The 14611-nt window shown below is 38.5% G+C and carries 13 protein-coding genes; 5 read left to right on the forward strand and 8 right to left on the reverse strand.

Annotation, left to right across the window (positions count from 1 at the left end; translation table 11 throughout):
• Nucleotides 1-107: 107 nt before the first annotated feature.
• Both namA and B1NLA3E_RS15875 read left to right on the forward strand, forming a co-directional pair.
• Entirely contained in the window at nt 108-1130 is a 1023-nt protein-coding gene (gene namA / locus B1NLA3E_RS15865) for an NADPH dehydrogenase NamA (protein ID WP_015594850.1), read from the forward strand.
• Between the two features lie 913 nt (nt 1131-2043).
• Nucleotides 2044-2250 carry a zinc ribbon domain-containing protein gene (locus B1NLA3E_RS15875; RefSeq protein WP_015594852.1) on the forward strand — a complete coding sequence of 69 codons (207 nt, stop codon included), beginning with the start codon at nt 2044-2046 and terminating at the stop codon, nt 2248-2250.
• 51 nt (nt 2251-2301) lie between these two features.
• Here B1NLA3E_RS15875 and B1NLA3E_RS15880 read toward each other — a convergent pair whose 3' ends face one another.
• Entirely contained in the window at nt 2302-3183 is an 882-nt protein-coding gene (locus B1NLA3E_RS15880) for a LysR family transcriptional regulator (protein ID WP_015594853.1), read from the reverse strand.
• Between the two features lie 133 nt (nt 3184-3316).
• Between B1NLA3E_RS15880 and B1NLA3E_RS15885 the strand changes: the two genes are divergently transcribed.
• Nucleotides 3317-4090, forward strand: a complete 774-nt coding sequence (locus tag B1NLA3E_RS15885) for a class I SAM-dependent methyltransferase (RefSeq protein ID WP_015594854.1) — start codon at nt 3317-3319, stop codon at nt 4088-4090.
• A gap of 53 nt (nt 4091-4143) precedes the next feature.
• Here B1NLA3E_RS15885 and bluB read toward each other — a convergent pair whose 3' ends face one another.
• Nucleotides 4144-4785 (reverse strand): 5,6-dimethylbenzimidazole synthase, encoded by a 642-nt coding sequence (gene bluB / locus B1NLA3E_RS15890; RefSeq protein ID WP_015594855.1) that lies wholly within the window; start codon nt 4783-4785, stop codon nt 4144-4146.
• A gap of 204 nt (nt 4786-4989) precedes the next feature.
• Between bluB and B1NLA3E_RS15895 the strand changes: the two genes are divergently transcribed.
• On the forward strand, nt 4990-5391 hold the full coding sequence (locus B1NLA3E_RS15895) for an SET domain-containing protein (protein WP_015594856.1): 402 nt from the start codon (nt 4990-4992) through the stop codon (nt 5389-5391).
• Nucleotides 5392-5451: 60 nt separating this feature from the next.
• Here B1NLA3E_RS15895 and rnz read toward each other — a convergent pair whose 3' ends face one another.
• On the reverse strand, nt 5452-6387 hold the full coding sequence (gene rnz / locus B1NLA3E_RS15900; RefSeq protein ID WP_015594857.1) for a ribonuclease Z: 936 nt from the start codon (nt 6385-6387) through the stop codon (nt 5452-5454).
• 267 nt (nt 6388-6654) lie between these two features.
• Between rnz and zwf the strand changes: the two genes are divergently transcribed.
• Nucleotides 6655-8154 (forward strand): glucose-6-phosphate dehydrogenase, encoded by a 1500-nt coding sequence (gene zwf, locus B1NLA3E_RS15905; RefSeq protein WP_015594858.1) that lies wholly within the window; start codon nt 6655-6657, stop codon nt 8152-8154.
• Between the two features lie 106 nt (nt 8155-8260).
• On the opposite strand, the gene gndA is transcribed toward zwf, so the two are convergent.
• From gndA to mce, 5 genes are all read right to left on the reverse strand, one after another.
• A complete protein-coding gene (gene gndA / locus B1NLA3E_RS15910) occupies nt 8261-9673 on the reverse strand; it encodes an NADP-dependent phosphogluconate dehydrogenase (protein ID WP_015594859.1) in 1413 nt (470 codons plus the stop codon).
• 129 nt (nt 9674-9802) lie between these two features.
• Complete coding sequence (locus B1NLA3E_RS15915; protein ID WP_015594860.1) at nt 9803-11104, reverse strand: DNA polymerase IV; 1302 nt, start codon at nt 11102-11104, stop codon at nt 9803-9805.
• Nucleotides 11105-11204: 100 nt separating this feature from the next.
• A complete protein-coding gene (locus tag B1NLA3E_RS15920; protein ID WP_041581154.1) occupies nt 11205-12326 on the reverse strand; it encodes a M20/M25/M40 family metallo-hydrolase in 1122 nt (373 codons plus the stop codon).
• Between the two features lie 285 nt (nt 12327-12611).
• On the reverse strand, nt 12612-14162 hold the full coding sequence (locus B1NLA3E_RS15925; protein ID WP_015594862.1) for an acyl-CoA carboxylase subunit beta: 1551 nt from the start codon (nt 14160-14162) through the stop codon (nt 12612-12614).
• Nucleotides 14155-14574, reverse strand: coding sequence for a methylmalonyl-CoA epimerase (mce, locus tag B1NLA3E_RS15930; protein ID WP_015594863.1), 420 nt, complete (start codon nt 14572-14574; stop codon nt 14155-14157). The genes B1NLA3E_RS15925 and mce overlap by 8 nt, the downstream gene beginning before the upstream one ends.
• Nucleotides 14575-14611 lie beyond the last annotated feature (37 nt).

A 14611-nucleotide genomic window follows, 5' to 3' on the forward strand; every position in this document is an offset into this window, starting at 1 on the left:
CCTAAAATATTTAGCAAAAATCAATTGGATAAAATTACATTCTAAAAAAGCCTCTGGTATACTAGTGATATCTTTTGATTCACGAAATAAAAGGAGGCTTTTTTATTTTGACTGCAAAATTATTTTCTCCCTATTCAATTAAAGGGCTAACCTTGAAAAACCGTGTTGTCATGGCACCAATGTGCATGTATTCCTCCGAAAAGGAGAACGGAACAATGAGTAACTGGCACACCACCCATTATGTAAGCCGAGCGGTTGGCCAAGTTGGATTGATCATTGTTGAAGCCTCAGCAGTTACTCCCCAAGGTCGAATTTCTAATTACGATTTAGGAATTTGGAACGACGAACATGTGGAAGGTTTCACGAAGCTAACTCAACTAGTGAAAGAACACGGAACCAAGATTGGCATACAAATAGCCCATGCCGGAAGAAAAGCTGGAGTTGATGGAGAAATCCTGGCTCCATCAGCGATTGCCTTTGATGATAAGTCGAAAACACCAAAACAAATGACGTTAGAAGAAATTAAAGAAACAATTGAAGCATTTAAACAAGGAGCCCAACGAGCAAAACGGGCCGGCTTTGATGTGATTGAAATTCACGGAGCACACGGTTATTTAATCAATGAATTTTTATCACCATTAACAAATCAGCGGACAGATGAATATGGTGGGTCCGCAGAAAATCGCTATCGTTTTTTAAGAGAAGTTATTGAAGCGGTAAAAACGGTTTGGGATGGGCCATTGTTCGTTAGAGTAACGGCAAATGATTACAATAGTCATGGCTTAGGCGTCGAAGATTATGTTACGATAGGTCGCTGGATGAAGGAACAAGGCGTCGATTTGATTGATGTGAGTTCGGGTGGATTAGTACATGCAAGCATTCCAATCTATCCAGGCTATCAAGTACCGCTCTCAGAAACGATCAAGCATCAGGCCGGAATTCCAACTAGCGCGGTCGGACTGATTACATCTGGATTACATGCTGAAGAAATTTTGCAAAATGATCGCGCCGATTTAATCCTTCTTGCTAGAGAACTACTGCGTGATCCCTATTGGCCAAGAACAGCAGCCAAGCAGCTTGGTGTGAAAATAGAAAGCCCTAGACAGTATGAACGAGGCTGGAATTATTAGTCTTAAGATTTGGGATTTCTGTATGACAAATCGCACCTCATATAACGGCGGTTTTTTTGTAATTAATAAAGAAAATAGCTCAGTTCAACTGAGCTATTTTCTTTATTTTCAATCGCTTTTTATACTCAACAAAGTATTGGACGCTATACAATGAAAATGCTTTATAAAATAAGTACAGAAAAAATTGAACCTCATTTAATCTGTATAATTTTACTATTTTCACCTTTTTGAGAAATTTAAGTAAGGGAAAAGCAAAAAATCCATCTGAAATAGTATTAAGTAACAGGAACTTTTTAAAGTTCCCGTACGAAAATTTTAGCATCCAAATTGATAGAGGTAAATATGGACCTATACTAAAAGGCAGTTCATTTGAAATAAATGAGTTTCTTTTATCATAAAAAAACCACCACTTACGCTTTTGTCCAATTTTAGCGTTAAACACTTCAAAAATTACAGTTACTAACCCTGCTAGAAAAAAATGTTTTATAGTACGCTTTCCTAAAAATAACAATGATAGCCAAGGAAGTAATATCAGAACAGTATTAAAAGCCAAGCGCCTTTTAGACAGCATAAGCAAACACTCCTTTCTCTTCTTAATACTTTTATTTCTTTTTTTTAGTAGCCCGATTCACAAATAGCATCTATTATTTTATCCAGGTAAAATTATTTAAATCAAGGAAATAAAGAAAGCCACCTATTATAATTAAGTGGCTACTTTTTCAATTTTTAAACTAAACTGCCTAGCCTGTAATAGAATATCCATAGTACTAAATAGAAAGTCAACATTAATGCCATACCTATGGTATATGGACAAATTTTTTAACTATTTTAATTAATATTGAATTAGAAACAGGAAACTTTTAATCGGTTTAATCGTAGATAATAAGAGAAATGATATACCAGGAGGGATATTATGAGCGAAAAAGGTTGTATTAAATGTGGAAGCAGAGAGACTGGAACGAAAGAAGTAGCCATGACAGGCACAGGTCTATCAAAAATGTTTGATCTTCAACATAATACCTTCACGGTAGTTTTTTGCAAGAACTGTGGGTATTCCGAGTTTTATAACAAAAAAACATCGGCAGCTTCAAATATTATTGACCTATTCTTCGGTGGATAATAAGGTATGAACAAGATCCAGCTGCAGCTGAAATGGCAGCTGGATCTTTGTCTACATACACATACTCTCAAGCTCATCTTTGAAAAATTTAATAAACGCAACTACTTCATTTGTTTCAACCTTTGTTACGACATAGGTTGAGGATGTGGGAAGGCTGATTTTATCAGGGGATATTTGAACCATTTTATTATTGTTGATTTCTTCTTTAACCATCGTCAAAGGCAAAAATGAAACGCCAAGCCCCTCTTCAATGAAACGTTTTGTGATTTCTACTTGATTAACAGTCATGGTGCGAATGATTGGATAGTGCCTCTTAATGTCGTTTAAGAGGTCATCCCAATATTCTGGGTGGTTATGAGTGAGTAGTCTGTATTTTTGAAGGACCTGCTCTTCAGCAAGGGATGCACCCTTTTGTTTATCAATAGGTCCAACTAATATAACTGGTTCTTTGTGAACCATTTCAGTGTTAACGTTTGTTTGAACAGGCTGTATCCTGGTTAACCCTAGATCTGCTTTGCCTGAACTAATTTCCTCGCCAATATCATAAGATTTAACAACGTTTATGATCACTTCAATATCTGGATTCTCATCGATAAACTTCCTAAGAATGGAAGGTAGAATGGATGAGGCAATTTGTGGGGCAGTTGCAATCATTAACTTCCGATTATACCCCTGTTTCCACGCTTCAAACTCTTCTAATCTTTTATCATACTGGTCTATCATTTCAAGAGCAAACGGAAGGAATTTATGACCTGCTGGCGATAGCGAAACATTTTTCCCCATTCTATTAAACAAGGGAATATTAAGATTTTCTTCAAGCCGTTTAATGTGCTTGGTGATTGCAGGTTGAGTTAAAAAGAGCTCTTCAGATGCCTGCCGAAAGTTTTCATATTTAGCGGCAACGATAAAAGTCTTTAGCCATTTAATATCCATGCTATCCCCTACCTTAATAACAAACCGTTATTAATATTCTCCATTTTTGTTAATTTCCATTATATAACTTTTGACATATAATTCAATTAACAAGAATCAAGATTCCATATTAGAATGTTGGGAGTGAAGTGGATTGGAACAAGTTCATTTTAAAAAGGACAGTTGGGATGCGGAATTATACGATGGTAAACACTCATTTGTATCGAGGTTTGGTCATGATCTAATCGACTTATTAGCCCCTAGAAAAGGGGAACACATTCTTGATCTTGGCTGTGGAACAGGAGACTTGGCTAATAGAATCCATGACCTTGGAGCAAAAATTGTCGGAGTTGATAAATCGAAAAATATGGTCCAACAAGCACAAGGGAAGTATCCAAAAGTGAAATTTATGGTTAGAGATGCGATTGATCTGAATTTCCAAAACGAATTTGATGCCGTGTTTTCTAACGCTACCCTTCACTGGATCAAAACTCCACAACAGGCATTGAACAGTATTTATACAGCTTTAAAATCTGGTGGTAGATTTGTTGCAGAATTCGGTGGTAACGAAAATGTACGAACAATAACAGATGAAATTTTTAATCAGTACGAAAAGTTAGGGATTAAATACGAAATGGAACAATTCCCATGGTATTTTCCGACAATAGGTGAATATACAACTATGATGGAGAAAATTGGATTTAAAGTAACCTTTGCACATCATTTTGAACGACCGACACCTTTAGAGGGATCGAATGGCTTAAGAAATTGGCTTAACATGTTCGGAAGTGGATTATTTGGAGATATAGATGAAACTACCAAAGATATTGTCATAGCAAATTGCGAAGATAGCTTAAGAAAACTTTTATACAAAGATGGAAGCTGGATTGCAGATTACAAAAGGATTCGAGTTATTGGGATCAAATAAGAATGACGAGGAAGGAATCCAGCTAATTCCCTTCCTCTCCCCTAAAAATAAGATTATTTTTCTCCCCACTTATTAGTAAAAATGAGTTGTTCTAATTCTTGTCTTTTTTCCCACTTCGCCAGCTCTAGTAATGGTTTTTCTGGATATTCGTCAGTGTACCCAACAGAAATCAAGGCAATCGGATCGATATGTGGTGGAATTTCTAGAATGTCACGGATATCATTTTTTTTATAAAAACTAACCCAGCCCATTGCAAGCCCTTCAGCACAGGCTGCTAACCACATATTTTGAATTGCACAAGCGGTTGAGAGAATATCTGTTTCAGGAATGGAATTTCTCCCTAAAACATGTGAACCCCCTCTAGTTGGATCGCATGTTACACATATCGTTAATGGAGCCTCTTTTAAACCTTCAACTTTTAAACCGTGAAATTTCGTTTCTTTTTCTCCTTCATAATGGATTGCTAATGCTCGCTTTTCCTTGTCAGCGGCCCAAGCTAACTTTTCTTTTATGCTTTCTGAGGAAATTAAGATAAAATTCCATGGCTGGCTAAAGCCTACAGATGGTGCATGATGGGCAGCATTCAAGATTCTATGTATCGTTTCTTCCGGGATAGGGTCAGACAAAAAACTACGAATATCCCGCCTCTGATAGATCACTTTATAAATGGATTCTCTTTCTTCATTCGAAAACATAAATTTCTCCCCTCGATTTCCAAAAATCAAATAACCATTCTTATCATAACCGTTTTTTTATTATTCTGTTAGTTATATCCCTATTTGATTCGATTTTTCCCATAATGATTTCCTCACCCATAATTAAAAATAGTTGCTTTCATCCAGATCAACTGTTAGCTTAGAAGATAGTATTAAAAAGACAAGCGCTCGAAGGAGACTAATATGATTGAAATAAAAACATCCAAACTCAGCGATGGGGAGTTCAATAGAGGAGTATTCGCAAAACGTGATATCAAAAAAGGTGAGCTACTCCATGAAGCTCCCGTTATTGCTTATCCAAATGACGAGCATGTTCACATCGAGAAAACGCTCCTTGCTGATTATGCATTTGAATATGGGATTAACCACACTGCGATGCTGTTGGGATATGGTATGCTGTTTAATCACTCGTATACACCTAATGCAACTTATGAAATTAATTTTTCAAACCACACATTTGATTTTTTTGCTTACACAGACATCAAAGCAGGAGAAGAAATCTTAATTAACTATAATGGGGAAGAAGATAACGACGATCCACTTTGGTTTAATATGGAAGAAAATGAAAAAGATGAAAATAAATAAAAGGACAAAGGTTAGGGATTTCTCCTAACCCTTGTCCTTTAGTATTTTCAGGTTTTCGACCTAATCCATGTTTTTATCCACTGGAACCGTAATCTCCTTAAAATCCTCTGCTATTTCCGTGTTTGGGAAAATTTCCTTCGCTTCCGCCACTAGCTCATTCCATGCCTCTCGGTCATACCTTGAGCTAATATGGGTAAGGCAGAGTTTCTTAACCCCCGCCCTTTTGGCGATTTTGGCTGCTTGGTGGGTGGTTGAATGGAAATAATCGTAAGCTAGGCTTTTTTCTCCTTTTGAAAAAGTAGCTTCATGAACTAATAAATCGGCATCGGTTGCCAGTTTTGCAGCATGATCGCATTGTCTTGTATCACCAAGAATGGTTACAATACGCCCCTTTAGCGTCTGCCCCAAAAATTCACATGCTTTAATGAACATTCCATCTTCTGTTGTAACATTCTCACCGTTTTTTATTTTTTTATAAATCGGACCTGGCTTAATGCCAGCCTCAGCTAGTTTGTCGGCAAGCAATGTTCCAGGGCGATCTTTTTCAATGATTCGGTATCCATAAGAAGGAATGCCATGCTCTAAGACATGCGTCTCCACGATAAATTGCTCATCTTCGAAAATAATGCCTTCATCGATTTCAATCACCTTTAACGGATATTTCAAATACGTTTGGCTAACAGATAAACTTACCGTTATGTATTCCTTTAAACCTTTTGGACCATAAATAATAACCTCTGTTTCCCCACCTTGAAACGATCGGCTCGATAGTAAGCCAGGTAATCCATATATATGGTCACCGTGAAGATGGGTAATAAATATTTTTTCAATTCTACGCGGTTTGATCGATGTATGTAAAATTTGGTGCTGGGTTGCTTCTCCACAATCAAACAGCCAAATACTTCCCCGCTCCTCCAACAGCTTTAAGGCAATTGAAGTGACATTACGAAGCTTGGCCGGAATTCCTGCACCTGTTCCTAAAAAGAAAACGTCCACTTTAACTTACCTTCCTTTCATCTAATAAATCTGATGTTCATGCAACTTCAGATCATTTGTAACATGCTAGCATTACTATACCATACAATGAAACCGTGAGCGTCCCAGAAAAATAAGAGGATAGTGATGCAAAAAAAGAAGAAAACTATCGGTATATGTCACTTTTTATTTGCTTAAATGTGAGTAACAAGATAAAATTTAATATTTGTATAGGTCATCATCATTATCTACATATTTTCGAGAATATATATAAAGGGGTACAGCATTGTGAAACAGAATGAGAAACCAACAGCATTAATCATGATATTTGGAGCAACAGGGGATTTGGCAAATCGAAAGCTATTTCCATCCCTTTATCAGCTGTATGAAAAAGGAAATTTAGACCGTTTCGCTGTTATCGGAGTAGCGAGACGCTCACTTTCACATGAACAGTTTAAACAAAATGTGAAAGACTCCATATTATCTTCAGGTAATAGTAGTGAAAATATTGATGAGTTTATTTCACACTTTTTCTATCACTCACATGACGTTACCAATTCCAGCTCTTATACTGCTCTAAACCAGCTTGCAGGTAGACTGGACAGCAGTTTTCAGCTCGATGGGAATCGAATCTTTTATTTAGCGATGGCACCTGAGTTTTTTGGAACCATTGCCGAACATTTAAAATTAGATGGGTTAACCAATGTTGATGGCTTTAAACGTCTTGTCATTGAAAAACCGTTTGGGCATGACCTAGCCTCTGCAAAGAAATTAAATCAACAAATTCGTACTGCTTTTTCAGAAAATGAAATTTACCGAATCGATCACTATCTTGGAAAGGAAATGGTCCAAAATATTGAAGTGATTCGGTTTGCGAATGCTATGTTTGAACCTCTTTGGAATAATCGTTACATATCCAATATTCAAATCACCTCAAGTGAAGTGCTTGGAGTGGAGGAACGGGGTCGCTATTACGAAAAAAGTGGAGCACTTCGGGATATGGTTCAAAACCATATGCTCCAAATGGTTGCATTATTAGCCATGGAACCACCCATTCGCCTTACAACCGACGAAATTCGCTCAGAAAAGGTGCGGGTACTCCGAGCGTTAAGACAAGTCCAAGGGCTAGATGTTGATAAATACTTCGTCCGTGGCCAATACGGGGAAGGGAAAATAAACGAGGATCAGCTTCCAGCATATCGAAATGAAGAAATGGTTGATCCAAATTCCAATACTGAAACTTTTGTTGCTGGAAAATTGATGATTGATAATTTCCGTTGGGCTGGAGTTCCATTCTATATCCGTACAGGTAAAAGGATGTTAACAAAGCAAACAAAAATCGTGGTCCAATTTAAAGATATTCCGATGAACTTATATTATCAAACCGAGAAAATGTTAAATCCTAACCTACTCGTGATTCATATTCAACCCGAGGAAGGAATTACGCTCCATTTTAATGCGAAAAAATCTGGACAAAGCCTTGATGCCACTCCAGTTAAGCTGAGCTTTGCAAACAAAGGCATTAATGGGATGAACACTCCAGAAGCCTACGAATTGTTGCTCTATGATTGCATGCGTGGTGATGCCACAAACTTTACGCATTGGGATGAAGTCGCCCTATCGTGGAGCTTCGTTGATAATATTTCAAATGTATGGGAAAAAACAAAAGAAACCAGGTATCCAAATTATGAATCGGGTACAATGGGACCTCAAGGCGCCATTAACCTGTTAGAAAAAGATGGATTCCACTGGTGGCCTGTAACAAACTTAGACGTTGAAACATGCTAATACTTTTACCCGCATCCCTTACGGATGCGGGTTTCTTATTGAATTCAAATTTTCTCAACAAAAAAAGAAGGCGACCTCGCAAAACGAAGTCACCCTCTCGTTATTACTATTTATCCATCCATTCAGTATGGAAGATACCTTCTTTATCAATCCGTTGGTACGTGTGAGCACCAAAATAATCACGTTGTGCCTGCAAAAGATTGGCCGGTAAAGTTTCCATTCTGTAGCTATCATAATAAGACAATGCCGCAGAGAAACACGGAACCGGAATACCGTTTTGTACAGCCACTCCGATAATTTCACGAAGGGCATCCTGATAGCTTCCGACGATTTCGTTGAAATACGGATCAAGCAATAAGTTCTTTAGACCTGGGTCAAGATCATATGCATCCTTAATTTTTTGTAAGAATTGAGCGCGAATGATACAACCGCCTCGGAAGATCATCGAAATATCGCCGTAGCGAAGATCCCAATTATATTCCTCAGACGCAGACCGCATTTGCGCAAAACCTTGTGCATAGGAACAAATTTTACTCATGTACAATGCTTTACGAACCGCTTCAATAAATGCTTGCTTATCTCCAGTAAATCCATTTGTTTTCGGTCCTTTTAATAGCTTACTGGCAGCAATGCGTTCATCCTTCATCGCTGAAATAAACCGAGCAAATACGGATTCAGTAATAATTGGTAATGGCACACCTAAATCCAAAGCACTTTGGCTTGTCCATTTACCAGTACCTTTTTGGCCAGCAGTATCGAGAATTAAATCAACAAGTGGCTTTCCAGTTTCCTCATCGACTTTGGTGAAAATATCTGCAGTGATCTCAATTAAGTAGCTATCTAACTCACCTTTATTCCACTCAGCAAAAACCGAGTGAAACTCAGACGCGCTTAATCCTAAAGTATTTTTCAAAAGAAAATAGGCTTCAGAAATTAATTGCATATCTCCATATTCAATTCCATTGTGAACCATTTTCACATAATGACCGGCTCCATCAGGACCAATATAAGTCGTACAAGGTTCGCCATCTACTTTTGCGGAAATGGCTTCAAAAATAGGAGCAACAAGCTCATGTGCTTCCTTTTGGCCTCCTGGCATGATTGAAGGTCCACGTAAAGCACCTTCTTCTCCTCCAGAAACCCCTGTTCCAATAAAGTGAATGCCAAGGGCACTTAATTCCTTATTTCGACGCTGAGTATCGACAAAGAAGGTATTTCCTCCATCAATGACGATATCACCTTTATCAAGCAATGGTTTTAACTGCTCGATTGTTGCATCAGTAGCTGCACCTGCTTTGACCATTAAGAGAATTTTACGGGGTTTTTCTAAAGATTGTACAAATTCTTCAGGAGAGTATGTACCTACAATATTCTTCCCCGCCACTTCAGCTAACATCTCGTCTGTTTTTTCACGGGAACGATTGTATACTGAAACCGTATATCCTCTACTTTCGATGTTCATTGCAAGGTTTTTGCCCATTACAGCTAAACCAATTACACCAATTTGTTGTTTACTCATGATTTAACGTCCCTTCTAGCACTTATTCCTAAATTGCATGCAACCTATACTTTAGCAAGATTCAAGTATAGATTCAACTATTCAACCTACTTCTTTTATTTTTATAAAATCAGGGGGAAAATAAACGACTTATTCAATTTCTTTTTTATCGTGATTTTTTTTCCATGACCGAGAAGAAGTTTGTAGAAAATCCTTGTTAAAACTTGTGTCTGTCCCGATTGTGGGCGTGCTCTTTTGATGGTCTGCCAAATCTCCTGCTTTTTCAATAATATGCTTCCCGTATTTTTCCCGAAGCATTTCCATTGTATGGTACAGAGGTTCTTTTTTGGCTTCCTGTTCAAATGAAAACAGGTCAAGCTGTTTAATAGCATCATCCTGCTCCAATAGATCGGTTCCTGTTACACCTAAGAGCCTTATCGGTTCCCCATTCCAATGCTTGAGAAACAACCTTTTGGCGGCTGCATTAATATCTTCAGAGCTTCCAATAGGATTTGTCAGCTTTTTACTGCGTGTTATCGTTTTTCGATCTTTATAACGGATGGTCACACTTATCGTTTGGGCAAGCACTTTTTTTCTTTTTAATCTTTGGGTTACTTTTTCAACTAACCCTTCAATTACTTGAAAAAGTAAATGCTGATTGGAAACATCCTTTGCCAGTGTGGTTGAATTTCCAATACTTTTAAAATCATAGACTGACTCAGGATTTACAGTTCGTTTATCCACACCATTTGCCCGATCCTTTAATCTTAACCCATTTATTCCTAATAATGCTTTTAACTGAATATCATTAGCTTTTGCTAAATCACCAATTGTTAGAATGCCCAAAGGCGCTAACTTTTCTGCCGTTTTTTTACCAACACCATGCATCTCGCCCGCTTCCATTGGCCAAAGGACAGAAGAAATATCCCGTTTCCTCAAGATTGTGATACCCAAGGGCTTTTTCATATCAGAAGCCATTTTCGCCAAAAACTTATTTGGAGCAATGCCAATACTGCAGGGTATGTCTAATTCCTTCAAAAGGACCTCTTGAATCGACTCAGCAATTTGCAGGGGAGATCCAAGCTCATAGCTATCAGTAATGTCCATATAACCTTCATCAATCGAAACAGGCTCAACCAATTGGGAGTAGCGCCGCAAAATATCAAACATACTCGTGGAAGCTGCACGATACCGATCAAAATTAGGCTTTCGCACAATAATCTGTGGACAAAGCTTTTTTGCCTGCCATAATGGCATCGTTGTTTTCACACCGAATTTTCTTGCTTCATAGCTACAGGTCACAATGATACCGCGGCGTTCTTCTACATTTCCAGCAATGGCTAATGGTTTTCCTTTTAATGAAGGATCATGTGCCATTTCCACAGAAGCATAGAAGCTGTTCATATCAACGTGCAAAATAACTCTTCCGTTTTTCGGATACATTTCCTTCATAAAAACCACCTCACTTTGCTGGAATTCTGTATTTAAATTATAACAAAACAGGAAAGGAGAGCGAAACGTCTTCGCCCCCCCTCTCTTTCATAGAAAAAAATTAACTGGCTGAAACCTCTTCAATAATGGCAATCGTCATCTCAGCTAATTTATAAAGCTCTTCAACTGACATCCGTTCGTTTGTTGTATGTATTTCCTCATACCCAACTGCAAGATTCACGGTAGGGATTCCGAAGCCTGCGATCACGTTTGCATCACTTCCACCACCACTATGAAGCAATTCACAATTACGTCCTATTTTTTCTGCTGCTTTTCGAGCTACTTCTACAACATGATCTCCTGCTCCGAATTTAAAGCCTGGATACATCACATCAATTGTCACTTCAGCCGTTCCACCCATTTCAGAAGCTGCACTTTCGAACGCTTCTTTCATTTTCTGAGCTTGCTTTTCCATTTTTTCAGGGATAAGCGACCGAGCCTCTGCTAAAATATCAACGCGATCAGCGACAATATTTGTTTGTTTCCCACCTTCGAAACGACCGATATTAGCAGTGGTTTCTTCATCAATTCTTCCAAGCGACATTCTTGCAACTGCTTTTGCTGCAATGGTAATCGCGGAAATTCCTTTTTCAGGCGCCACTCCAGCATGAGCTGTTTTCCCGTGGATAACGGCCGTGATTTTTGCTTGCGTAGGTGCAGCGACGATAATGTTTCCTACTTTCCCATCACTGTCTAGAGCATAACCATATTTTGCAGTAATTAGATTCCGGTCTAGCGCTTTTGACCCGTGTAAACCTGACTCTTCACCAACGGTAATGATAAATTGAATCGTTCCATGTGGTATATTTTGTTCTTTTAAAAGTCGAACAGTCTCAAGCATGACAGCAAGCCCTGTTTTATCATCAGCACCTAAAATCGTCGTTCCATCGGTAACCACATAACCGTCCTTAATACTTGGTTTTACCCCGTTACCAGGAACAACCGTATCCATATGGGAGGTGAAATAGATTGTATCAACTCCTTCTTTGGTCCCCTTTAAGGTACAAATAAGGTTACCAGCTCCATGTCCAGTGATTGAAGTTGTATCGTCTTCGAATACATCGACCCCTAATTGGGTGAATTTTGCTTTTAGCACTTTAGCTATTTCTGTTTCGAACTTCGTTTCTGAATCAATTTGGACGAGTTCTAAAAATTCATTAAGTAATCGTTCTTGATTAATGATCATCCTGGAAACCTCCATACTATACTGTAGTAATCACTACCTAAGTATACCCTTATGCTATTTCTTGAGCAAATATACAAAAACACAAACGGAACAAGGTCCGTTTGTGTTTTTGTATTGTTATACTATTAGTGTCTAGCTCCAGCACCCAGCGACTAGTGGACTTCACCCACCTCCGCAACGATTGCGTCAACATCTAATCGCTACCGCTCGTAGTGTTTCCTTTATCTCAGTCGGTGTGCTCCAGTCCTATCGTGCGCTAACCGGGCGCTTACGCTTTTCGTTTTATAAAGGTATATTTCCGTGTTTTTTCTTTGGTCTTTTTTCCTCTTTATTACGAAGCATTTCAAGTGCTTGAATCAATTTGATTCTTGTTTCACGAGGATCGATAACATCATCAACCATCCCGCGGCTTGCAGCAACATAAGGGTTGGCAAACTTCTCACGATACTCTTCGATTTTTGCAGCACGAGTAGCTTCTGGATCTGGACTGTTTGCAATTTCACGAGCAAAGATAATGTTTGCAGCACCTTGAGGTCCCATAACAGCGATTTCCGCATTTGGCCATGCAAAAACTAAATCAGCACCAATTGATTTACTGTTTAATGCAACATAGGCGCCACCGTATGCTTTTCTTGTGATAACAGTAAGTTTTGGTACAGTTGCTTCAGAATAAGCATAAAGAATTTTTGCTCCGTGACGAATGATTCCACCATGTTCTTGTTTAACTCCAGGGAAGAACCCCGTTACGTCTTCAAAAGTAATGATTGGTACGTTGAAAGAGTCACACAAGCGGATAAAGCGAGCGGCTTTATCTGAAGAATCGATATCAAGCCCTCCTGCCATAAATTTAGGCTGGTTACAGACTAAACCGACGGGTTCTCCTTTAATTCTCGCAAAACCAACTACAATATTTCTGGCAAAATCTTTGTGTATTTCCATAAAAGATTCAGAATCCACAACCTGTTGTATAACAGCACGGACATCATAAGGCTTGGTGGCATTGATAGGCACTACTTCAGTTAATTCAGGGCGGTAATCATCATCTTCACTTGGTTCTAACCGAGGTGGCATCTCATTACAATTGTTAGGAAGATAACTTAGTACATCTCTAACAGCTTGGATAACCTCTGCTTCTGTTTCCGCATGATAATGACAATTTCCGCTAATGGTACTATGTACTTTAGCCCCACCTAGGTTTTCAGCTGATATTTTTTCTGCGGTAACGGTTTCAATTACTTTTGGTCCAGTGATAAACATTTGGCTTGTTTTCTCAACCATGAAAACAAAATCAGTAATGGCTGGTGAATAAACTGCACCGCCTGCACATGGTCCTAAGATTACAGAAATTTGTGGAATCACACCAGAATAAATGGCGTTACGGTAGAATATTTGTCCGTACCCATCTAGTGAAACAACACCCTCTTGAATCCGTGCACCACCGGAATCATTTAAACCAACGAACGGTGCTCCATTTTTTGCAGCAAGGTCCATTACATTAGCAATCTTCATCGCATGCATTTCACCCAATGCTCCACCAAACACGGTAAAGTCTTGAGAGAATAGATAGATTGGACGTCCGTTTATTTTGCCATACCCGGTTACAACTCCATCACCTGGTCCTTTTAAATTTTCAAGACCAAAATCCAAACTACGATGTTCAATAAAAGCATTTAGTTCTACAAATGTTCCTGGATCAACTAATAACTCAATTCTTTCCCTTGCTGTTAACTTGCCTTTTTCATGTTGTTTCGCAATGCGGGCATCTCCGCCACCTAATTCTATTTCTCTTTTTAAATCATAAAGTTCATAAATTTTTTCATAAATATCAGGCATGTTCGTTACTTCCTTGCTTTTCACAGAACTCATATAATATCCCTCCCGTTGATTTTGGATGCATAAATGCTACTTTTGCTCCATGTGCCCCTGTCTTTGGTTCATTGTCAATCATTCTTACCCCTTTTTCTTTAACTTCCATGATTCTCTCTTGAATAGAACCAACCCCAAGAGCGATATGATGGATTCCTTCCCCCCGTTTTTCGATAAATTTTGCAATTGGACTGTCTTCAGCTGTTGGTTCGAGCAACTCTATATTGGTTTCTCCAACTTGAATAAAGGCAACTTTCACTTTTTGACTAGGAACTTCTTCAATTTGAATTAATGGCAAACGAAGAATTTCTGTATAAAATGACAAGCTTTGCTCTAAAGATTTTACTGCGATCCCAATATGGTCGACCTTTTTCACCATTTTCCTCCACCATGCTCTCTTCAGAATAATATAATAA

The sequence above is a fragment of the Bacillus sp. 1NLA3E genome, from assembly GCF_000242895.2.
Taxonomy (GTDB): Bacteria; Bacillota; Bacilli; order Bacillales; family Cytobacillaceae; genus Bacillus_BU.